This is a genomic window from Geodermatophilus maliterrae (assembly GCF_041018925.1).
GTDB lineage: Bacteria > Actinomycetota > Actinomycetes > Mycobacteriales > Geodermatophilaceae > Geodermatophilus > Geodermatophilus maliterrae.
In genome coordinates, this window is sequence record NZ_JBFNXQ010000085.1 from 1 (window position 1) to 21,117 (window position 21,117).

The 21,117-nt window shown below is 75.2% G+C and carries 18 protein-coding genes, 4 tRNA genes and 1 pseudogene; 10 read left to right on the forward strand and 13 right to left on the reverse strand.

From position 1 onward, the window contains the following. Nucleotides 1-75: 75 nt before the first annotated feature. Complete coding sequence (locus ABQ292_RS20450; protein WP_369209556.1) at nt 76-1,545, reverse strand: GntP family permease; 1,470 nt, start codon at nt 1,543-1,545, stop codon at nt 76-78. A gap of 497 nt (nt 1,546-2,042) precedes the next feature. Beyond that, complete coding sequence (locus ABQ292_RS20455; protein WP_369209557.1) at nt 2,043-2,279, reverse strand: FCD domain-containing protein; 237 nt, start codon at nt 2,277-2,279, stop codon at nt 2,043-2,045. Nucleotides 2,280-3,443: 1,164 nt separating this feature from the next. On the opposite strand from ABQ292_RS20455, the pseudogene ABQ292_RS20460 reads away from it, so the two are divergent. Then, nucleotides 3,444-4,394, forward strand: a pseudogene (locus ABQ292_RS20460) (tyrosine-type recombinase/integrase); the annotation flags it as partial. A 203-nt stretch (nt 4,395-4,597) separates the two neighbouring features. Here ABQ292_RS20460 and ABQ292_RS20465 read toward each other — a convergent pair. From ABQ292_RS20465 to ABQ292_RS20475, 3 genes are all read right to left on the reverse strand, one after another. After that, nucleotides 4,598-4,670: transfer RNA gene (locus ABQ292_RS20465), tRNA-Lys, on the reverse strand. Nucleotides 4,671-5,020: 350 nt separating this feature from the next. After that, nucleotides 5,021-5,755 carry a hypothetical protein gene (locus tag ABQ292_RS20470; RefSeq protein ID WP_369209558.1) on the reverse strand — a complete coding sequence of 245 codons (735 nt, stop codon included), beginning with the start codon at nt 5,753-5,755 and terminating at the stop codon, nt 5,021-5,023. Between the two features lie 163 nt (nt 5,756-5,918). Continuing rightward, nucleotides 5,919-6,800 carry a Rieske (2Fe-2S) protein gene (locus ABQ292_RS20475; protein WP_369209559.1) on the reverse strand — a complete coding sequence of 294 codons (882 nt, stop codon included), beginning with the start codon at nt 6,798-6,800 and terminating at the stop codon, nt 5,919-5,921. Nucleotides 6,801-6,998: 198 nt separating this feature from the next. Between ABQ292_RS20475 and ABQ292_RS20480 the strand changes: the two genes are divergently transcribed. From ABQ292_RS20480 to ABQ292_RS20495, 4 genes are all read left to right on the forward strand, one after another. Beyond that, the gene (locus tag ABQ292_RS20480; RefSeq protein ID WP_369209560.1) at nt 6,999-7,466 is read left to right on the forward strand and encodes a GtrA family protein; all 468 of its coding nucleotides are present in this window, start codon (nt 6,999-7,001) and stop codon (nt 7,464-7,466) included. A gap of 108 nt (nt 7,467-7,574) precedes the next feature. Continuing rightward, the gene (gene wrbA / locus ABQ292_RS20485; RefSeq protein ID WP_369209561.1) at nt 7,575-8,177 is read left to right on the forward strand and encodes an NAD(P)H:quinone oxidoreductase; all 603 of its coding nucleotides are present in this window, start codon (nt 7,575-7,577) and stop codon (nt 8,175-8,177) included. Between the two features lie 135 nt (nt 8,178-8,312). Further along, nucleotides 8,313-9,980, forward strand: a complete 1,668-nt coding sequence (locus ABQ292_RS20490) for a metallophosphoesterase (protein ID WP_369209562.1) — start codon at nt 8,313-8,315, stop codon at nt 9,978-9,980. Beyond that, entirely contained in the window at nt 9,908-10,240 is a 333-nt protein-coding gene (locus tag ABQ292_RS20495) for a hypothetical protein (RefSeq protein ID WP_369209563.1), read from the forward strand. Before ABQ292_RS20490 ends, ABQ292_RS20495 begins: the two co-directional genes overlap by 73 nt. A 36-nt stretch (nt 10,241-10,276) precedes the next feature. Here the strand turns inward: ABQ292_RS20495 and ABQ292_RS20500 are convergent, their stop codons facing one another. Next, entirely contained in the window at nt 10,277-10,948 is a 672-nt protein-coding gene (locus tag ABQ292_RS20500) for an AMIN-like domain-containing (lipo)protein (protein ID WP_369209564.1), read from the reverse strand. A gap of 275 nt (nt 10,949-11,223) precedes the next feature. On the opposite strand from ABQ292_RS20500, the gene ABQ292_RS20505 reads away from it, so the two are divergent. The 3 genes from ABQ292_RS20505 (at nt 11,224) to ABQ292_RS20515 (ending at nt 11,492) form a co-directional block, all read left to right on the forward strand. After that, nucleotides 11,224-11,296, forward strand: a tRNA-Glu gene (locus ABQ292_RS20505). Between the two features lie 23 nt (nt 11,297-11,319). Then, nucleotides 11,320-11,393 (forward strand) — tRNA-Asp (locus ABQ292_RS20510). Between the two features lie 25 nt (nt 11,394-11,418). Further along, nucleotides 11,419-11,492 (forward strand) — tRNA-Phe (locus ABQ292_RS20515). 55 nt (nt 11,493-11,547) lie between these two features. Here ABQ292_RS20515 and ABQ292_RS20520 read toward each other — a convergent pair. After that, on the reverse strand, nt 11,548-12,564 hold the full coding sequence (locus tag ABQ292_RS20520; RefSeq protein WP_369209565.1) for a hypothetical protein: 1,017 nt from the start codon (nt 12,562-12,564) through the stop codon (nt 11,548-11,550). 145 nt (nt 12,565-12,709) lie between these two features. Next, nucleotides 12,710-13,405 carry a phosphodiesterase gene (locus tag ABQ292_RS20525; RefSeq protein ID WP_369209566.1) on the reverse strand — a complete coding sequence of 232 codons (696 nt, stop codon included), beginning with the start codon at nt 13,403-13,405 and terminating at the stop codon, nt 12,710-12,712. Between the two features lie 242 nt (nt 13,406-13,647). Between ABQ292_RS20525 and ABQ292_RS20530 the strand changes: the two genes are divergently transcribed. Continuing rightward, nucleotides 13,648-13,851, forward strand: a complete 204-nt coding sequence (locus tag ABQ292_RS20530) for a hypothetical protein (protein WP_369209567.1) — start codon at nt 13,648-13,650, stop codon at nt 13,849-13,851. Between the two features lie 83 nt (nt 13,852-13,934). Here ABQ292_RS20530 and ABQ292_RS20535 read toward each other — a convergent pair whose 3' ends face one another. The 5 genes from ABQ292_RS20535 to ABQ292_RS20555 form a co-directional block, all read right to left on the reverse strand. Then, nucleotides 13,935-15,443, reverse strand: coding sequence for a class I adenylate-forming enzyme family protein (locus ABQ292_RS20535; RefSeq protein ID WP_369209568.1), 1,509 nt, complete (start codon nt 15,441-15,443; stop codon nt 13,935-13,937). Then, nucleotides 15,443-16,492, reverse strand: a complete 1,050-nt coding sequence (locus tag ABQ292_RS20540; protein ID WP_369209569.1) for a phosphotriesterase family protein — start codon at nt 16,490-16,492, stop codon at nt 15,443-15,445. The genes ABQ292_RS20535 and ABQ292_RS20540 overlap by 1 nt, the downstream gene beginning before the upstream one ends. An 85-nt stretch (nt 16,493-16,577) precedes the next feature. Further along, nucleotides 16,578-18,104 carry a mycofactocin dehydrogenase MftG gene (gene mftG / locus ABQ292_RS20545; RefSeq protein WP_369209570.1) on the reverse strand — a complete coding sequence of 509 codons (1,527 nt, stop codon included), beginning with the start codon at nt 18,102-18,104 and terminating at the stop codon, nt 16,578-16,580. Beyond that, nucleotides 18,101-19,405, reverse strand: coding sequence for a class I adenylate-forming enzyme family protein (locus ABQ292_RS20550; protein ID WP_369209571.1), 1,305 nt, complete (start codon nt 19,403-19,405; stop codon nt 18,101-18,103). The genes mftG and ABQ292_RS20550 overlap by 4 nt, the downstream gene beginning before the upstream one ends. Next, nucleotides 19,402-20,268: an MBL fold metallo-hydrolase gene (locus tag ABQ292_RS20555; protein ID WP_369209572.1), complete on the reverse strand. Its 867-nt coding sequence runs from the start codon at nt 20,266-20,268 to the stop codon at nt 19,402-19,404. The genes ABQ292_RS20550 and ABQ292_RS20555 overlap by 4 nt, the downstream gene beginning before the upstream one ends. 58 nt (nt 20,269-20,326) lie before the next feature. Here ABQ292_RS20555 and ABQ292_RS20560 point away from each other — a divergent pair, with 58 nt between their 5' ends. Next, the gene (locus ABQ292_RS20560) at nt 20,327-20,869 is read left to right on the forward strand and encodes a hypothetical protein (protein WP_369209573.1); all 543 of its coding nucleotides are present in this window, start codon (nt 20,327-20,329) and stop codon (nt 20,867-20,869) included. Nucleotides 20,870-21,117: the final 248 nt, after the last annotated feature.

The window sequence follows — 21,117 nt, forward strand, 5'->3', positions numbered from 1 at the left end:
ACGGTGCCAGCCGTGTCCGAGACGGCTTGGCTCGTGGATGCGTTCATGCTGGAGATCTCCTTTGCTCGATTTCCGTCAGGCGAAGATGCTGAGAACGAGGACCGCGCCCAGGCCGACGAAGGACAACAGCCCCTGGGCGACCGTGTAGACCTGGAAGGTGCCGCGCACGGACAGGCCCAGCAGCGTCTTGAAGATCCAGAAGGTGTTGTCGGTGACGTGTCCGCCGAAGGCCGCCCCGGACGCGGCGGCCAGCCAGATCAGCACCGGGTTGAGCCCCAGGCTCCCGACGACCGGTGCCAGCAGCGAGGCCGCGGTGATGGCAGCCACGGACCCGGAACCCTGAGCCAGGCGCAGCAGCGCCGCCACTAGCCAGGCCAGCACCACCGGAAAAGCGGCGTTGGCGCTGAAAAGACCGGCCACCAGGCTCCCGACGTCGGTCTCGGCGATGACCTGCCCGAGCGATCCGGCGACGCCGGTGAACAGCAGGATGACGCCGCTGGTGCCGGCGGCCCTGACGATCACCTCTTCGACGCCCGTCCGGCCCAGAGCCGGCACGGCGAGAACAATGCCCACGAGCAGTCCGATGAGCAGCGCCACCACGGGGTTGCCCAGGAACCCGAGCAGGCCCACCTCCGCGCCGAACGCGCTCGTGGTGGTGTCGAGCACGATGAGCACCAGCGGCACCAGCAGCGGCAGCAGGGCGACCAGCAGGGGCAGCTCCTTCTGCTGCGGCGTGCCGGCGCCGCCGGGCTGCGGATCCCGCGCGACGGCCGTTGCTCCACCGCCCCGAGCGGGCTCCGCGGCTCGCTGGTCGTGCGCGATGGCTGCCTGCTCACCGGAGGGCTCGGCACCGGGCGGGAGGCCGTAGCCGGCGATCTCACCGGTGTGCTCCGGATCGGTCAGCGGGTCGTCGTCCTTCTCGTCATTCCACGTGAAGCGCATCAGCAGCATGTGCAGCGCGATGCTGACGATGATCACCACGATGCCGAAGGGGATCCCCCACAGCAGCATGGTGCCGAGCGGGAGGTCCAGAGCGGCAGCGATGGCAAGCGCGGCGGCCCCGGGCGGGACCATCAGCAGCGCCACCTCGAGGCCGATGGCCAGGGCGCCGGCCAGCGGCGCGATGCTGAGCCCGGTCCGCAGGGCGATCGACCGGGCCATGGGCCCCAGGATCACCAGCGCGACGTCGAAGTAGATCGCCGGGAAGACGATCCCCGAGGTCAGGCCGATGACGTACGGGGAGCGCTTGGCCCTGACGAGCCGCAGCATCCCGTCCACGACGCGGTGGAGTGTGCCCATGGCCGACAGCAGGGTTCCGAGCATCACGCCGAAGCCGATGATGAGCCCCACCTCGGCCATCAGGAGGCCGAAGCCCTCCACGACGGCGGTCGTCGTCCCCTCGTACCCCAGCCCTGCCGCGATGCCGAGGTACAGGGCGCCAATCACCAGCGAGATGACCGGGTTGATCTTCGCGAAGACGATGAGCCCGACGACGATCGTCACCGTGATCGCGGTGTGCAGCAGCAGCAACGTGGTGTCGGTCATGTCAGTCCCCCCTCCGGCCTGGGAGAGCCGGTGGAGCAACGGGGCTCGATCGTGGCACCGACGGAGCACCCCAGGGCGACCTTCCCGTTGGTCTGGTGCCGGACGGTGACTGCCTCGAGGTGTGGATCGCGGACGGGTGGATGCCGCTCGGTCATGGTGGTCTCCGGTAAGCGAAGGGCGTCGACTCCCCGTTTACTGTTGACTGTTGACAGCCAACTGCCAACTAGAATGGGTGGTGTGCGTCACGGTGTCAAGGGTCACTTGCCGACACCCGCATCGCTGCAGGTCGGCGCAGGAGCAGCACGACGAGGGCGACTCCCTCCGGGCACCGCTCCGGGCGTGCGAGAGGCAGGAGGACGGGTCCTCTGACAAGGGATGGGAGAAGGGCGGCCCCCTTGCAGGGTCCCGCCGCCAGCCTGCGAGCGGTGAGGGGCAGAGCGACCCCGTCCAGGGCACCGCCCCTAGCGTGCTAGGGGTGGGGAGGACGGGGTCCTTCCTCAGGCGGAGGCGGTGGCCTCGGCGAAGTGCTGCGCGGCGGCGGTCATGTGCCCGTCGACGACCCGCACGGCGGCCTCGACATCTCCGCGTTCGATGGCCTCGACGATTGGGGCGTACCGGTCGCGGGGAATCATGGGTGCCTGCCAACCGGCGCCGTTGAGGATGGCTACGCGCATCCGGCCCTCGAGACGCTGCCGGACCTCGACCAGCATCGAGTTGCCCGACAGCTGGCACACCAGCAAGTGGAAGCCGAAGTCGCCCTCGGCCCTGGCGGCGAAGTCGCCGTCGGCGTGGGCCAGTTACGCCAGCGCCTCCCGCAGACTGGCTACCGCTGCCCCCGTTCGGACGAGGCGGTGATGTCAGCGACCGCGAGCCCTTCTAACGCCGCGCGCACCCCGAACAACTCCCGGACCTCCGCCGGGGTGAGGCTGATGACCCGGAGCGGCCAGCTGCCGAGCCGAGGCCGGTGTCATCCACGGGCCGCGCGTGGTTCCGTCCCGCGAGCTGCTGGCGGCGTCGTTCATCGGGTGTCCTCTTGGGCCGGGTGCACGCCACCGCGTTCGCAACCGGCCGGTCTGCGGCACCGCTGGAGCGGCCGCGCGGAGCCGGTCACCCCGTGCAGCGGTGCCCGTGCCATGGCGATGACAGCGGGCGGCCGTGGTGTCGCCGCAGCGCTTCGGCCCCATAACTGTGGACGGCTCGTTCGTCGTCCACAGCACCACCTGGACGTCGCGGTCAGTGCCCCGCTCCGGCGGGTGTGCGATCGGCTCGAGGAAGGCCTGCGGCCGGACCTTCCTCACGGACCCGGGTGGCCTCCCGCACTCCTGGCCGCATCCCACAACCCGCCTCCCGTCGGCTGGCGCAGGTCGGGGGAAGGGTGGGCCGCAGGCCCATCGCGAAGCGACGCGCAGCGCCCTTCCGGCAACCAAGGCAGCCGGCATCCTGCTCGGGGGTGGGGGGCGCGGCCGGATCACGGCTGCATACGACGGCGGTCACCCGGACACCGCCTGCCCGGGCGCCGGCATGGGCGGGGGCCCGAAGGGCCGGGAGCGGCGACGCCCGCTGGTGGGCGTCATCCCGCCGGCACCCGCCGCCGCCCGCCGATCGCGGCCGGCCGCGCGGCGAACAATTCCCGCGGTCCGCAGCAAAGCCGTCGCCAGCCATTTTCAGCCAACACCGGCCAATCACCACCAACATTCCCGCCACCAACTTGCCGCTGACGCTACCGCAGGTCAGTGGCTCGGACAGCGTCCTGGCCAGCGGCGAAGCGCGGTCGAAAATGAACGCATAATGGCGCCCGATGGCGATTCTTGCTCAAGTTCGGGGTTGCTGAGAACGGACTACTGTCACAGGTATCCGGCACTCTGAGGGCGCATACCCCCGCCATGGAGGTGCTTGTCATGGCCGGCTCCATCAGCCGCACAACGCTCAGCGACGGCTCGACCCGCTACCGCGCCCGGTATCGCGACCCGGGCGGCCGCCAGCACGAGCGGCGCTTCAGACGGAAGGTCGACGCCCAGCGCTGGCTCGACGAGGCGACCTCGGCTCTGGTCACGCAGACATGGACGGCGCCAGAGCGAGGCCGGATCACCGTCGCCGACTGGGCCGACCGATGGCTGTCCTCGCAGACCGGGGTCAAGCCGAGCACCCTCTACCGGTACGGGAACCTGCTGCGGACCCACGTGCTGCCGTCGTGGGGTCAGCACCGGCTCGCCGACGTCACCCACGCCGACGTCGCCGTGTGGGTGGCTGATCTGCTGACGCAGGGGTCCGCCCCGGGCACGGTCCGCCAGGCCCACCGTGTCCTCTCACTCCTCCTAGGCCTCGCCGTCCGCGACGGGCGCATGCCCCGCAACCCGGCCGAGCGCGTACCCCTGCCCCGGGTGACGCGGCAGGAGCCGAGGTTCCTCACCCACGACGAGGTCGAGCGGCTCGCCGACGCGGCGGGCGAGGACGGGGACGTCATCCGGCTGCTCGCCTACACCGGGCTGCGCTTCGGCGAGATGGCCGCCCTGCGGGTGCGACGGGTCGACTTCCTCCGGCGCCGGCTCACCGTCGCCGAGGCGGTCACCGAGGTCGGCGGGCGGCTGGAGTTCGGCACACCGAAGACCCATCAGCAGCGGACGGTGCCCTTGCCCGCGACCCTCGCCGAGTCGCTGGCCCGCCGCTGCGAGGGCAGGCAGGGCGACGACCTGTTGGTGACCACGGCCAGCGGCACGGTGCTGCGTCTGCGGAACTGGCGCCGGGCCGTCTTCGATCCGGCGGTCCGGACGGTCGGGCTGAGCGACGTCACTCCGCATGACCTGCGGCACACCGCCGCCTCGCTCGCCGTCGCCAGCGGCGCGACCGTCAAGAGCGTCCAGCGGATGCTCGGGCACGCCTCGGCGGCCATGACGCTGGACGTGTACTCCGGCCTGTTCGACGACGACCTGACCGCGCTGGCCGACCGGATGGACGCCGCCGCGCAGGCAGCCGCGGTTGCGCGTGTGGGCGCCGTGTGGGCGCGGCCACCAGCCGAGACTCCCGTGAAGGGGAAACGTGCAGCTCAGCACGGTGGGCCCCGTGGGGATCGAACCCACAACCCGCGGATTAAAAGTCCGCTGCTCTGCCAGTTGAGCTAGAGGCCCGGTGGCCCGAGTCTCCCAGACCGTGCCGGGGCGGGCGGCTCACAGCACGTCGAAGGCCAGCAGCAGGAGCAGCGTCAGGAGGGCCGAGACCAGCAGGCTGCCCAGGCAGCCCAGCCGGCTGGAGAAGAGGAAGAACACCGACCGGGGGTGCCCGGTCGGTGGCTGCCGCAACCGTGCGTGACGACCGCCACCGCGCTCGGCCGGGTGACCGCCGTTCGGGGGATCGCTTGCCACGAGGTCCATTACGTAGCGTCATCGTCAGCGCGGAGGACGACAGCCCGCGCGCCCGACCCCGGTCCGGCCGTCCCGTTCCCCCCGGGCCGGCCGGACCGGTCCTGTGTGGGACCACCTCACCCGCAGACACGGTCCACCAGCGCGGCGAGCACCTCCCGCTGCGGCGGGTCCAGCGGCAGGTCCACCGGCACCTGGTCGTCGTCCCCCACGCGCACCGCCATCGGGAAGACGTAGGGCTGCTTGATCTCGGCCAGCACGTGCGGGTCGCAGGACGCCACGGTGAACTCCACCGGCAGCTCCAGCCGGGACTCCCCCGCCGCCAGCGTCGCGGGCACGTCGGCGGTCGCGTCGTAGAGCACGTTGCCGCCCAGTCGCGCCACCTCCACCGGCCGGTCGTCGTCCCCGGCCCGCGTCAGCACCACCGACCCGACGGCGGCCTCGCCGTCGAGCGCCAGGCCCGTCACCGTGACGTCCACGACGGCCAGGACGGCCTGCACCGCGCACGCCTCGGCGTGGATGCGGGTGAGCACCTCCGCGGCCAGCGGCACCAGCAGCTGCTCGCTCCGCCCGTCCGGCCGGACGACGGTCAGCCGCACGGCGGCCGGCTCCGCGGCCCGGTCGCACACCGCCGCGCCGTACTGCGTGGGCAGGTCGAAGGTCCGGCCGGGCGTGAACGCGACGTCCACCTGGCGGTCGGGCAGCGGCGCGAAGCCGGCGGAGTCGATGGCCACGGCGGTGACGGTGAACGGCTCGGCACCGGTGTCGGTGACCGTCACCTGCACCTGCCCGCCCACGGCCTCGTCGGTGCGCCACTGCCGCACCTCGGCCTCGATCCCCGGGACGGCGGGCACGGCCGGTCCCGGGGAGGGGGTCGCCGACGACGACGCGGACGGCGACACGGAGGGCGACGCGGCCGGGCCGGCGACGTCCGCCCCACCGCACGCGGCGCACAGCAGGACGGCCAGCCCTGCCGCCGTCCGCCGCATGCCGCGGCAGCCTAGGCGGGCAGTGCCCCTACTGGTGCCGGCCGGGCAGCCGCGCCATCACGCGCCCGGCCTCCATGCGCACCTCGAGCTTCTCCTGCGGGTTGGCCGCCGGGCCGCGCCGCGGCTCGCCGTTGTCCAGGTCGAAGGCCGAGTCGTGCCACGGGCAGACCAGACAGGTGTGGCCGCGCACCTCCTCGACGCTGCCCTCGTACAGCGGCCCGGCCAGGTGCGAGCAGGCCCCGACGAAGACGTCGACCCGAGCGCCCCGGCGAACGGCGGCCAGCGGCGCGGCCACCCCGCTGCCGCTGCCGGTGCGCAGCGTCGGCCGGCCCTCGGGCAGGTCGTCGAGCGGGCCGAGGTCGATCCAGTCGGTGGTCAGCGTGCGCGCCGCCATGGCCGCGTGCGAGGCGCCCGAGGACTGCGCGTACGACATGTGCCCGCCGATCGCGGCCGAGCCGGTCGCGATGCCCAGCCCGGCGTAGGAGAGGACGCGGCCGAGCGTCCCGCGCCCCTTCGCGCGGGCGACGAGCGAGCCGACGTAGAGCCCGAGCGCGGCCACGTTGGACACCGCGTGCAGCGCGCCGAGCCGGCGCACGCCGATCTCCTGCTCCGACCAGTCGGCGGCCCCGGCCATGGCGGCGGGCACCGAGACGGCGACGCCGGTGCCGATGAGCACCGTCGCGGCCGGCCGCAGCGGCGGGATGGCGTCGAGCAGGCCGGCCGAGGCCCAGCTGCCGACGGGGACCTGCACGAGCACCGGGTGCAGCGGGTGGCCGAGCCACGTGCCGTGCAGTGCGTCCTTGACCAGACCGGGCTTGAGCACCGCCTGCACCGCCTTGCGGGCCGGCTCGATGGCCTTGTCGAAGCTGCTCACGTCCGCGAGTCGGTCGAGGATCCCCATCAGGCTCATGCGCGGGCCCCTACCCCCGCGACGGCCCGTCGATGCCGGGCGGACGACGGCGGACCCGGAGTCGTCGCCGACCGTCACGGCACCGCACTCGTGGGCGATCCCACACCACGGGACGTTTCCCAGCGCGTATTGCGTTCGTCCACAGGGAACTGTCAGTGGCAAGGTCGAGGCTGACACCGTGCACCCGGAGGAGAGACCGTGACCTGCCCGTCGCTGCACCGCCCCGTGGTGGTCGCCGACCTCGTGGGTGACGTCGCGGCCCTGGTGCGGTCGGACAGGGGCCTCGGGCAGTTCGCCCGGTTCGTGCTCGTCGGCGGGCTCTCCAGTGCGGTCTACGGGCTGCTGTTCGTCGTGCTGCGCGGGCTGGGTGAGGTCCCGGCCAACCTGATCGGTGCCACGCTGTCCTCGGTGCTGGCCAACGAGCTGCACCGGCGGCTGACCTTCCGCGCCGGCGAGCGGGTCGGCTGGTTCGCCGCGCAGTGGGAGGGCGGCGCGCTCTGCGTCGCCGGCATGGTCAGCACCAGCCTGGCGCTCCGCTGGTTCAACGAGGTCACCGACGAGCCGGCCGTCCTCACCGAGATCCTGCTGATCGCCGCCGTCACCGCCACGATCGGCACCCTGCGGTTCCTGGCGCTGCGCTGGGTGTTCCGCCCGCACCCCGCCTGACCGGCATCCTCGTCCCCGTGTGACACCCGGGAACACCGGGTAGCTCTCGCGCTGTTGGTTGAATGTGCAACCACCCGCCCGACCGTCAGCACGAGAGCCGAGGAAGCCATGACCAAGATCGCCGTCATCTACTACTCCTCCACCGGCAACGTCCACCAGCTGGCCGCCGCCGTCGCCCAGGGCGCCGAGGAGGCCGGCGCGGAGGTGCGCCTGCGCCGCGTGAAGGAGCTGGCTCCCCAGGAGGCCATCGACTCCAACCCGCTCTGGCGCGCGCACGTCGACGCCACCGCGGACGAGGTCCAGGAGGCCACCCCGGCGGACATGGAGTGGGCCGACGGGTACGCCCTCGGCAGCCCGACCCGCTTCGGCACCCCCGCCGCCCAGATGAAGCAGTTCATCGACACCCTCGGCGGGCTGTGGTTCACCGGGAAGCTGGCCGACAAGGGCGCCACCGCCTTCACCAGCGCGCAGAACGTCCACGGCGGCAACGAGTCGACGATCCTGACGTTCTTCAACGTCTTCTCGCACTTCGGCGCCGTCATCGTGCCGCCCGGCTACACCGACCCGCTGCTGTTCGAGGCCGGCGGCAACCCCTACGGCGTCTCCAACGCCTCAGGGGGCAAGTCGGTCACCGCGAGCGAGGCCGAGCTGGCCGCCGCCCGCTACCAGGGCCGCCGCCTGGCCGAGGTGACGGCGAAGCTGGCCGCCTGACCCACGGCCGGTCGCGCGACGATCAGGTGACCTGATCCCGGCGCGTCCTCCCTGACCGTGCCGTGGGAGGCCGGGGAGGACGCGCTGCGGTGCGGTGGGACGTGGCGCGCCACACCCGCCGCTAGCCTCGGCGGGATGGACGAGCCGACGCCGCCCCCGGTCGCCGGCCACCCGCAGCGGCGCTCCCGGACGGCCGGCCGCTGGCTGTTCCGGCTGGCCGTCGCGGTCGCCGGAGCAGTCGTCGGCGTCCTGCTGCTCGGCCGCGTGGAGGCGCCCATCGGCCCCTTCGACGCCACGCTCGCCTTCACGCCCACCGGCGGCGGCGCCACGGTGGAGGTGCCGCCGCTGGGGGCGCTTGCCGTCGACGCCTACGACGGCCCCCTCGGCCTCGACGTCCAGCTGCGCCGCGTCGACGAGACGCGGATCCAGGCGCTGGTCGCCGACCCCGCGCAGCTCGACGGCCTGGTCGACCGGGTGAGCGAGGACCTGCAGGACGCCGTCGTCCGGCTAGCCTGGAGGACGGGGGCGGCCGGGATCGGCGGTGCCGTCCTGATCTCGCTGGTGGCCTTCCGGCGCTGGCGCGAGCCGCTGGTCGCCGCCGCGGCCTCCGTCGTCCTGCTGGCCGGCACCGCCGGGCTCGGCGCCGCCACCTGGCGCCCCGAGGCACTGTCGCAGCCCACCTACACCGGGCTGCTGGTCAACGCGACCAGCCTGATCGGCGACGCCCGCGACATCGTCGCCCGCTTCGACGCCTACCGGGCCTCGCTGGAGGACCTGGTCGGCAACGTGGGGACGCTCTACGCGGCGCTCTCGGCGCTGCCCCAGCCGGCCGGCGACGCCGACACCGTCGCCCTGCTGCACGTCTCCGACCTGCACCTCAACCCGGCCGGCTTCGACCTGGTGGCCCAGGTGGTCGACCAGTTCGCCGTCGACGGCGTGCTCGACACCGGCGACATCACCGACTGGGGCAGCGAGCCGGAGAACCAGCTGATCGGCTCGGTCGGCGCGCTCGGCGTCCCGTACGTCTTCATCCGCGGCAACCACGACTCCGCCGCCACCGCCGCGCTGGTGGCCGCCCAGCCGAACGCGGCAGTGCTCGACGACTCGGCGGCGACGGTCGCCGGCATCACGGTGGTGGGGACGCCGGACCCGCGCTTCACGCCCGACCAGGACGCCACCGGGGACGCCGAGCCGCTGGAGCAGACCGGCGAGGACCTCGCGGAGGTCGCCGCGGAACTGCCCGAGCCACCGGCGGTCGCGATGGTCCACGACCCGGAGCAGGCGCCCCCGCTGGACGGCGTCGTCCCGCTGGTGCTGGCCGGGCACACGCACGAGCGGGAGGTCGAGCCGCTCGACGACGGGACGCTGCTCATGGTGCAGGGCTCCACCGGCGGCGCGGGTCTGCGTGCCCTGCAGGGCGAGTACCCCGAGCCGCTGACGTGCACGGTGCTCTACCTCGACCCGGCCACCGGCGCGCTGGTCGCCTACGACGACATCACGCTGGGCGGGCTGGGCGAGACCGAGGCGACGATCGTGCGCACCGTCGTTCCGCCGGACACCGATCCAGGGGACGCCGACCCCGGAGACGCCGAGCCGGGGGACGCCGAGCCGGGGGACGCCGAGCCGGGGGACGCCGAGCCGGGGGACGCCGAGCCGGGGGACGCCGACTCGGGGACGCCGGGACGCCGGCCTCCCCGACCGGCTGACCGCGCCGTCCTACGCTCGCGGGCATGGTCCCGACGACGCGCACCGCTCGCCTGGCCGCCGGCCTGCTCGCCGGGGGGCTCGCCCTCGTGCCGCTGACCGGCTGCTCGTTCACCTCGAACAACTTCTCCTGCACCACCTCGTCGTGCACGATCACGCTGGACGGCGCGGGCTCGGAGGTCGAGGTCCTGGGCACCACGGTGACCCTCGGGAGCGTGCAGGACGGCCGGGCCGACATCAGCGTCGGCGGGGCGAGCGTGTCCTGCGGGCAGGGCGAGAGCGTGACCGCCGGACCGCTGGCGCTGGAGTGCACCAGTGTCACCGGCGACGCGGTCGAGCTCACCGCCACGCTCAACTGACGTGAGGACCCCCTCCTCCCGCTCGCCGGGCCGAGGTCAGTCCGGGTCGGCGACCTCGACGACGATCCGCGACGGGTCCTCGAGCAGGTAGACGCGGAAGGGCGCCTGCGCGCGGGTGCCGACGAAGGCGACCGTGGTCCCCTCGAAGGTCGCGTCGAAGGCGACCTCGGTGACCGTGGCCGTGCCCTGTCCCGGCAACGGGTCGGGTCCGGCGTACTCCTCGACGCCGGTGTCGTACGGGTAGCCGGCGCCGGTGACGGTCACCTGCAGGACGGCGTCCCCGGCGACGTCGACCGGCTCGCCGCTGCCCTGGGAGGAGGCGGCATCGACGTAGCGGACGTCCCACCCGGGGGTCCCGGTGCCGTCGACCTCGAACACCACCCGGTCGAAGCCGTCGTGCCGGCCGGTGCGGATGTCGGCGACCGTGACGCGGGCGTCGGACGACGCCTCCGCGGTGTCGGGCTCGGTGTTCGCGGGGAACGCCGGGGCGCCGGTACCGCCGTCGTCGCCGGCCGGGCCGGTGGCCGCGCTGCTGGTCGCCGCGGCGCTCTCCTCGGCGGCCGACGACGCGCTGCCCGACGACGACGTGCTGCTCGACGACGCGCTGCTCGACGCGGACGCGGTCCCCGACCCCTGCCCGGCGCACCCGGTGAGCAGGACCGTCGTGGCGAGGAGGGTGCAGGCAGGGACGAGGACGCGTCGGGTCACGCGGGGAGCGTCGCAGCCGGGGCGCCCGCCGGGCGGCACCGTGCCGTTCGTGTCGCGGGACCCAGGAGGTACCGGGGCTCGGGTGCCGGGAGCCGGCGCGGGGACCGTCCCCCGGTGACGATCACGGGGGACGAGCAGCGGACAGCGCGGGCCCGTCCGGGCCGTGAGGCCGCCGCGCCGCGACGGGCGACTCGACCGCGACGCCCCGACGGCAGGGTGGTGTCGGAGCCCCTGCGCGGGGCATGTAGAGTTCTCGCTGCCCCCGGCGAACACGAGCCCCCATCGTCTAGCGGTCCAGGACGCCGCCCTTTCAAGGCGGTAGCACGGGTTCGAACCCCGTTGGGGGCACGCACCACAGCACGACACAGCGAGGCCCTGTAGCGCAGTTGGTTAGCGCGCCGCCCTGTCACGGCGGAGGTCGCGGGTTCGAGTCCCGTCAGGGTCGCTCACCCGGTGCCCGGCACCGGGAGGGGCAGGTAGCTCAGTCGGTACGAGCGCTCGCCTGAAAAGCGAGAGGTCGGCGGTTCGACCCCGCCCCTGCCCACACTCTCTCCTCGCGCACGGTGCCGGCGCCGCGACCCCGCCGACGACGGCCGGGCTCAGACGCTGACGGACCGGTCGGCCAGCACCTGCTCGTAGACCTGCTCGTGCACCGCTCGCACCGCCGCCTGCTGCTCGGCGCGCCACGCACGGTCGGCCGGCCGCGGCATCGGCCGGGTCAGCGCGGCGCCCACCGCGGCGCCCAGCGACACCGGGTCGAAGCCGTGCTCCTCGTCGTTGCCGTAGACGACCACCTCCGACCACTGGTCGGCGAACCAGCCGCAGCTGGGCGCCACCACGCGGGTACCGACGTCCCGGCAGATCTCCAGGTCGCGCGAGTGGGTGCCGCAGCGCTCCGGCAGGACGGCGACGTGCAGCTCCTGCAGCTGCTGCGCCCAGCGCGCCGGGTCGCGGGTCACCACCTCGAGACCCTCGGCGATGGCGAGGTCCGGGTCGGCCGGCAGCAGCTGGCCCGGCTCGGCGAACACCCGCAGCCGCCCCCCACCCGAGACCGCGCCGGAGAGCGCGGCCCGCAGGAGCGTCGCCGGGTCGGGCAGCGCCGCCCGGGCGGTGCCCAGCGCCAGGCCGACCAGCCCCCGCTCGGCGCCGGTGTCCGGGTCGGGCGCCGCGACCGAGGGGTGCGCCACGACGATCGCGGTCCGCCCGAAGCGGTCGGCGATCTCGTCGGCGGCGCCGGGCGTCAGGGTGAAGACGACCTCGGCCGTGGCGAGCAGGGCGGCGAGGTGGGCGTCGTGGCGGTGGCGGGCCGGCTGGTCGGGGTCGCGCAACTGGTGCACGGTCACCACCAGCGGCACGCCGGTGCGCCGCACCGCCTCGGTCCAGCTGACCACCTCGTCCTCGGGCAGGTGGCCGTAGCCGGCGTGCACGTGGACGACGTCGACCGAGCCCGCGTGGGCCGTCAGGTAGGCCGGGTCCAGCCACGGGCTCGGGTCGTGCCGCGAGCCCACGGGCACCGCGGTGCCGGGCAGCGCGGCGTCGACGTAGGCGTCGCCGTGCGGCACCGTGGCGATGCGGATCCGCGCGCGCGACGCGGACGAGGGCAGGGCGTGGACCACGCTGACGTGCACTCCTCCTGCGGTCGAGCACGCGACGGCGGGGCGGTGCTCCTCGATGAGATCCGTGGGTCTCGATACCCAGGCCCGGTGGCGCACAACCGTCTGCACCCCTCCTGAGTGGACCGCGCCCCTCCACCGGGGTGGGTCAGGCGCGCCCGGTTCCGCTGCGGCCCTCCCGCGCGGCGGCGTAGGCCGGTGCGCGGAAACGCGCCATCGGCCCGTCGGCGAGCAGGCCCGGCGGCGGGTTGCGGACGGCGTCGAAGCGCAGGTCCGGGTCGGGCTCGGCCACCGGTGCGGTGAGCGCGAGCCGGGCGAAGGACACCCAGTCCCCCGCCCCGCGGGTGACCAGCAGCCGGAACGCCAGACCGCGCCGGGCGACCGCGTCGGCGACCGGACCGGGGTCCGACCGCACACCCCGGGGCCCGTCGGGGACGGCGGCCAGCCGCAGCGTCCCCGCCGTCGACCGGTAGCCCATGAACGAGGAGTAGGTCGCCGCGGCGTCGACCCGCGGCACCGGGAGGTACCGGGTCCGGCGGCCGGTCCCGCCGGTCGACAGCAGCAGGTCGACCGGCCGGTCGCCGTCGGGCAGGCGGACGGCGAGACCCAGCAGGTCGGGGAGCGGTGCGGGCAGCCCCGCACCGCGGGAGAGCCGGACGACGGCCGGCTCGCGGGCCGGCTCCTCCAGCCAGCGCACGCCCCAGCCCCGCGGTCCCCCGGTCCGCTCGAGGACGGCGTCGAGGACCACACCCCGCGGGTGCATGGGCTTGCCGCCCCGCCACCGGGCCAGGGTGCCCAGTGGCACCGCCGCGAGCCGGCCGGCCAGCCTCGCCAGGTCCTGCACGGTGTCCCCCTCCCGGCGCACCGACCGCCGGGCACCGCGTGGGGCCCTACCCGGACGCCGGCCGCTCCACCGGAGTCGGCGGGTGGCGTCCGCGACGCCGGACACAGCGCTCCGCGGTCGGCCGGTGACGGACGGACACGACCGGAGCGTGCCGTCTACGGGCGACACCTGCCCGTGTCGGCGCCGAGGTCCGTCGTCTTTCGCCCTGTGGTCCGGACCGGTCCGCTGCCTACCGTCGGTACGTGCTCACGACGCTCCTGGTCATCGGCGGTGTCCTCGTCGGACTCCTCCTGCTGCTCGCCCTGATCGTCACCCTGAGCGCCCGGCCCGCGACCCGACCCGCTCCCGGCCGGCCCGCCGGCTGGGTCGCGGACGCCGGCCGACCGCACCCCGACGCGTGGGCGCCGCTGAACGGCACCACCGAGGAGATGCGCGCGGTCCAGTGACCGCCCCCTGACCCGGCGTCCCGGCGGCTGCGGACAGCGCGCCGCCGGGACAGCCCGGACCGGTCTCGTCGGCGCAGTAGCCCTCAGCGCAGCGGCCGGCCCCACTCCGTCTCCCGGCGCAGGACCGGCTTGAGCACCTTGCCGCCGGGGTTGCGCGGCAGGACCGCCGGACGCACGGACACGAACTGCGGCACCTTGAAGTCGGCCAGGTGCGCGCGGGCGTGGGCGAGGACGGCGTCGACGTCCAGCTCGGTGCCCGGCAGCGGCACCAGGACGGCGCCCACCTTCTCCCCCATCATCGTGTCGGGCACCCCGACCACCGCGACCTCGAAGACGCCCGGCGCCGCCGCGAGGACGTTCTCCACCTCGACGCAGTACACGTTCTCGCCGCCGCGGTTGATCATGTCCTTGGCCCGGTCGACGACGTAGGTGAAGCCCTCCTCGTCGATCCGCGCCAGGTCTCCGGTGTGCAGCCACCCGTCGACGAAGGTCTGCGCCGTCGCCTCCGGCTTGCCCCAGTACCCCTGGACGACGTTCGCCCCGCGGATGAGCAGCTCCCCGACGCCGGTCACCGGGTCGGGGTCGGCCACCTGCAGGTCGACGACGGGCGCGGGGAAGCCGACCGAGTCCGCGTGCGTGTCGGCGAACTCGTGCGGCAGGAACGTCGAGATCGACGAGGTCTCCGACAGCCCGAAGCCGTTGCCCACGCGGGCCGCGGGGAACGCGTGCTTGATCCGCTGCACCAGGTCCGGGGCGATCGGCGCGCCACCGTAGGTGGCGAACCGCACGCCGCTGACGTCGACGTCGGTGAACCCGGCCTGGCTGATCGCCAGCCAGAAGACCGCCGGCACCGACGTGACCACGGCGATCCGCTCCTCCGGGACCACCCGCAGGAAGCGGCCCACCTCGAACGCCGGCAGCACCACCGCCGCGGCCCCGCCCTGCAGCGCGACGAGCAGCTGGCTGTTGCAGCCGGTGACGTGGAACAGCGGGACGCTGATGAGGTTGCGCAGCGACGCGTCGTGCCCGGCCAGCCCCACCACCCGGCGGGCGGTCTCGGTGTTGCTCAGGAAGTTCTCGTGGCTGGTCATCGCGCCCTTGGGGAAGCCCGTGGTCCCCGAGGTGTAGAAGATCGCCGCGAGGTCCGACCGCCGCAGGCCCTCCTCGCCGTGCGGGTCGCCGTCCGGCAGCGGGGTGCCGGGCTCGAGCACCACCCGCGCGCCGCTGTCCTCCACGACGTAGCGGGCCTCGGCGTCGGTGAAGCGGGTGTTCACCGGCACCGCGACCCCGCCGGCCATCAGCGTGCCGAAGAAGCCGAGCACCCAGTCCACGCCGTTGCCCAGCCGGATCGCCACCCGGTCACCACGGCCCACGCCTGCCGCCCGCAGCCCGCCGGCGACCCGGGCGGCGCGGTCCCACAGCTCCGAGAAGGTCAGGCGCGGCCCGTCGACCTCGACCACCGCCTCGCCGTGCGGGTCGCGCTCCACCGACGTCCGCAGCATCGCGACCACCGAGTCGGGCAGGTCGGTGTAGTGCTTGACGCCGGCCGCGTCGCGCTCGACACCGGTCTCGTCGAAGGGGTGCAGTGCCATCAGTACCTGCCGACGTTCTCGAAGTACCGGCGGGGGTTGTCCACCAGCATCGTGGTGATCTGCTCCTCGGTCACCCCCTGCCCGCGAAGGTAGGGCAGCACGTCGTCGTGGACGTGCGTGTAGTGCCACTGCGGCAGCAGGTCCATGACGCCGGGCGCCAGCCAGTCGATGTAGCAGGAGGCGTCCTGCGAGAGCACCATGCTCCCGGCGTGGCCGCGGCGGCACATCTCCACGACGGTGTCGGCGCGCGCCTCGAACGTCGTCTCCAGGTTGATGCCGAACCGGTCCATGCCGAGGACGAACCCGGCCTCGGCCAGCTCGGACAGGTGGTCGACGTCGGTGGTGTCCCCGCTGTGCCCGAGCACGACGCGCCGCGGGTCGACGCCCTCGTTCCCGAGCACCTGCTGCACGGCGAGGCCGGTGCGGCTGCCCGGGTGGGTGTGCACGGTGATCGGGGCACCGGTGGCGCGGTGGGCCCGGGCGACGGCGCGCATCACCCGCTCGACGCCGGCGGTCATCCCCTGGCGGTCGATCGCGCACTTGAGGAAGGCGGCCCGCACGCCGGTGCCGGCGATCCCGTCCTGGATGTCGCCGACGAACATGTCGACCATCGGGTCGGGCACCTCGGCGCCGACCGCCTCGTCGAGCGCCGGGCCGCGGTGGTGGAAGAAGAAGGGGACGTCGTCGTAGGTGTAGCAGCCGGTGGCGACGACGATGTTGAGGTCGACCTGCTCGGCGATGCGCTGGATGCGGGGGATGTAGCGGCCCAGGCCGATGACGGTCGGGTCGACGATCGTCCGGACGCCGGTCGCGGCCAGCGCGGTGAGCTTCTGCACCGCGTCGGCGACCCGCTCGTCCTCGCTGCCCCACTCCTCGGGGTGGTTCTGCTGGACGTCGGCGGTGAGCACGAAGACGTGCTCGTGCATGAGCGTCTGGCCGAGCTCGGCGGTGTCGACGGGGCCCTTCACCGTCTCGACGACATGGGTCTCGACGACATGGCCGGTCTGCACCTGCGGCACGGGCGGGTCCTCCTCGGGATGCTGCAACACGGAGGGCCGACGTTAACCGAGATGTGAGCCACGCCACGAGGTCGCAGCCGACTCCGGTGCACTTCCGCGGAAGTGCACCGAGGGGTCAGCCGCCGGTCACCAGCTCGGCGGCCCGCTCCCCCACCACCACCGCCGTCGCCGCGGGCCCGCGGGTGGGCACCTCGGGCAGCACGGAGAGGTCGGCGACCCGCAGGCCCCCGACGCCGCGGACCCTCAGGTGCTGGTCGACGACGGCGCCGGGGTCGCCGTCCGGTCCCATGCGCGCGCTGCCGGCCAGGTGCTGGGCGGTCGCCAGGTGCGCCGCGGCCCAGGCGTCGAGCGCCCGGTCGTCGGCGAGGACGTCGCCGGCGGGGTCACCGCGGTGGGCGACCAGCGGGGCGAGCGCGCGGGTGCGCAGCAGCGCCGCGGCCAGCCGCACGGCCTCGCGCAGCCGGCGCCGGTCGGTCGCCGTCGCCAGGTAGCCGTGCGCAATCCGCGGGGCGGCGGCGGGGTCGGCGGAGGCCAGCGCGAGCCGGCCTCGGCTCTCCTCGCGGTAGAGGCCCGCGGCCAGCGACAGGGTGCGGTCGTCGCCGCCCCCGCCGGGGACAACGCGCGCCCACGGCCGCAGCCACGGCAGCACCTCGAGGTCGCCGGGTACCGGCGAGTCCCCCGACGTCGCGTTGAGCACGCTGTGCAGCGGCAGCGGCCAGTCGCCCTCGGGCAGGTCCGCGACCGGCGTCCACGGCAGGTGGACGAGCGGGTGGTCGCTGAGGTCCGCGCCCACGCCGGGGGCGTCGACGACGACGCCGATCCCGTGCTCGCGCAGGTGGGCCGCGGGGCCGATGCCCGAGAGCAGCAGCAGGTGCGGTGAGCCGACCGCGCCGGCGGCGAGGACCACCTCGGCGGCGCGCACCGGGCCGGCGTCGGTGTCCACGCCCACCGCCCGCCCGCGCTCGACGAGCACCCGCCGCACCCGCACCCCGCCGCGCACGGTCAGCCCGGGGGTGCCGCGGCGCGGGGAGAGGTAGGCCATCGCGGTGTTGACCCGGACGCCGTCGCGCACGGTGAACGGCACCGGCCCCCACCCGGGCGGGCCGCCGGCGTTCTTGTCCGGCTCCTCGGGGACGCCGAGCTCCGACGCCGCGGCGGCGAGGGCGTCGGTCAGCGGGGAGCCCGCGGTCGGGCGGCTGACCGGCAGCGGACCGTCGGCACCGTGCCCGGGCCGGTCGCCGTACTGCCGGTCGGCCTCCAGCCGGCACCAGGCCGGGAGGGTGGCGGCCAGGCTCCAGAGGTCGTTGCCGGCCGCGGCCCAGCCGGCGTGGTCGGCCGGGGTCGCGCGGACGAAGTAGCCGCCGTTGACCGCGCTCGACCCGCCGACCCCGCGCCCGCGCGGGAGGGGCACCCGGCTGCCGGGCGTGAGCTCGCTGCTGAGCGACCAGTTGGCCGGGTGCCCCGGGACGGTGGCCCCGAGCGTGGCCGCGTCGCGCAGGTCGGGCGGGAAGTCGCCGGGCCGGGCGTGGTCGGCGCCGGCCTCGAGCAGCAGCACCCGGCGTCCGGCGTCGGCCAGGCGCGCCGCGAGCGCGCAGCCGGAGGAGCCGGCGCCCACGACGACGACGTCCCAGTCGGGCGTCACAGCCCCAGCGCCCCCGGCAGGTCCAGCCGGCGCACCTTGCCGGTGGAGGTCCGCGGCAGCTCCGCCACCGGGTGCAGGCTCTTGGGCCGCTTGGCCGCCGACAGCCGCTCGCGCGCCCAGCCGGCCAGCGCGGCGGGGTCCGCGGTGCCCACGTAGGCGGCCACCACCCGCTGCCCCCACTCGTCGTCGGGGACGCCGACCACGGCGCTCTCCACCACGTCCGGGTGCGCGTCGAGGACGGCCTCCACCTCGGCCGGGTAGACGTTGACCCCGCCGGAGATCACCAGGTCCTCGCGGCGGCCGTCGAGCCACACCGTGCCGTCGTCGTCGACCCGGCCGAGGTCGCCGACGGTGACCCGGTCGCCGCGCCAGGCGGCCGCGGTCTTCTCCGGCGCGCGCCAGTACGCGAAGCGGGCCCACCGCGGGACGGCGCACCACAGCTGGCCGCCCTCGTCGGTCTCCAGCCGCCGGCCGGGCCGGGCGCGGCCGACGCTGCCGGGGTGCGCGAGCCAGTGCTCCGGTGGGCAGACGGTGAACTGCGCCTCGGTCGAGCCGTAGAACTCCCACACGCTGCCCTCCGGCAGCGCGGCGAGCACCGCCCGCTTGAGCGGCTCCGGGCACGGCGCGCCGGCGTGCACCAGCCGGCGGAAGGAGGACCAGTCGACGTCGCCGTGCCCGAGCAGCCGCTGCAGGTGCGTGGGCACGCAGAAGGTCGTCGTCGGCCGTGCCGTGCGGATCACCTCGGCGGCCCGGTCGGCCTCGAACGGTCCGGGCAGCAGCACCTCCCCGCCGGCCAGCAGCGTGTGGGCGGCGAAGCGCAGCGGCGCCGAGTGGTGCAGCGGCGAGAGCACGAGGTGCCGGTCGGCCGGGCCGAAATTCCAGAGGTCGATCTCCTCGGCGGCCAGCGCGCGGGCGTCGTCCGGGTCGAGCACGCCGGACCACACGCCCTTGCGCCGGCCGGTGGTGCCCGACGTGTAGTGCATCGGCCGGGCCAGCGGCACGTCGGCGAGCTCCGCCTCCGCGGTGCCGGTCAGCAGCCGGACCGGGTCGGTGCCGACGTCGAGGGCGGGCTCGGCGTCCGCCGCGAGCGCGGCCCGCTCGGGAGCCGGGAGCGCGGGGTCCAGCACGACGGGGACGACGCCGGTGCGCAGCGCGCCGAGGACGACGGCCAGCAGCGCCGGCGAGGACGCCGCCGAGACGAGCAGCCGGTCGCCGGACCGCAGTCCGGCCGCCCGCAGCGCCGCCGCCGCCCGCCGCTGGTCGCGCTCGCTGTCGGCGGCCCGGACGACGGGCACGCTCACGGCAGCGTCACCCGGTCGCCGTCGACCTCCACGTGCCCCTCCGCGGCGAGCTTGGCCAGCGTGGCGCGGGTCGACTCGGCGGCGGCCGGCCACAGCGCCTGCGGCACCGCGGCGTAGACGTCGGCCACCAGCGCGTCGACCGTGCCCGCGCCCCGCACCAGCGCCGCCAGCAGCTGCGCCTCCCGGAACACGCGGTGCGCCAGGTAGTAGTCGAGGACGGCGGCGGGGTCCTCGGTCAGCTCCGGCCCGTGGCCGCAGTACAGCGCGCTGGGGCCGAGGTCGAGCACCCGGCGCAGCGACTCCAGGTAGGCGACGACGTCACCCTCGGGGTGGGTGACCACCGAGGTGCCCCGGCCCAGGACGTGGTCACCGACCAGCACCGCGCCCGACTCCAGCCGGAAGGCCAGGTGGTCGGCGGTGTGCCCCGGCGTGGGGACGACGCCCAGCGTGGTGCCGGCCAGGCGCAGCTGCTCGCCCGGCTCGAGCACCCGGCCCCGCGGCCCGGCGACCGACACGTCGGCGGCGGCCACCGGCGCGCCGAAGCGGGCGCCCCAGGGCTGCGCGGCCTCGGCGTGGTCGCCGTGGTGGTGGGTGACGAGGACGGCCACGCAGCGCGCGTCACGGGCGGCCAGCGCCTCCTCCACCGCGGCCAGGTGGGCCGGGTCGTCGGGACCGGGGTCGACGACGACCGCCTGGCCGCTGCCGGGGTCGCCGACGAGGTAGGTGTTGGTGCCGTCGAGCGTCATCCCCGACGGGTTGGGCGCGAGCACCCGGGTGACCAGCGGCTCGAGCGCCGCCGTCCGCGGCAGCGCGCCGGGTGCGGGGAGGGCCCACGAGACGCGTGGGTCGGCCGGGGCGTGCACGTCCGGCACGCTATCGGCCGCGGGCGCGCACGGCTCACCCCGCGGCTAGCCTCGGTCCATGCGCTCGCTCTGGTCCACGTCCCGCCCCGTGCTGGTCGCCGCGGCCGGCGCCCTCCTGCTCACCGCCGGCTCCTGCGGCGGCGGGGGCGAGGGGTCCGACAACGCCGAGGAGTCCGCGGAGGTCACCAGCGCCGAGACCAGCTCCAGTGCGGCGTCGTCCACCGGCGCCACCAGCAGCTCGGCGGCCAGCGACGACCCCGCCGTCGCGCAGTTCTGCACCCAGGCGGCCGAGTTCGACGAGCTGGGCAACCAGCTGACCGCCGCCACACCCGAGCAGCTGCCGGGTCTGCTGCAGCAGGCGGCCGCCGCGTTCGACAGCGTCCAGCCGCCGGCGGAGATCGCGGGCAACTGGCAGGTCGTCGGCGACGCCGTCCAGACCTTCGCCGACACCGCCAACTCGGTGGACGCCAGCACCCCCGAGGGCCAGCAGCAGCTGCAGACCGCGGCGCAGGAGTTCGTCACGGTCGCCGGCGGCCCCGACGGCACCGCCGTCCAGCAGTTCGGCCAGGCCAACTGCGAGGCCGCCGCGCCCACCTCCTGAAGGAGGACCTCCCTGCGCCACCGCTCGCGAGCTCGCGGCGGGGCCCTGCAGCAGGGAGGCCGTACGACGACGTGGGGGCCCCCCCCCCCCCCCGGGGGGGGGGGGCGCCGGGGGGCGGCCGGGGGGGGGGGGGGGGGGGGGGGGCGGCCGGGGGGGGGCCGCGCCCCCCCCCCCCCCCCGCCCCCCCGCCCCCCCCCCCCCCCCCCCCCCCCCCCCCCCCCCCCCCCCCCCCCCCCCCCCCCCCCCCC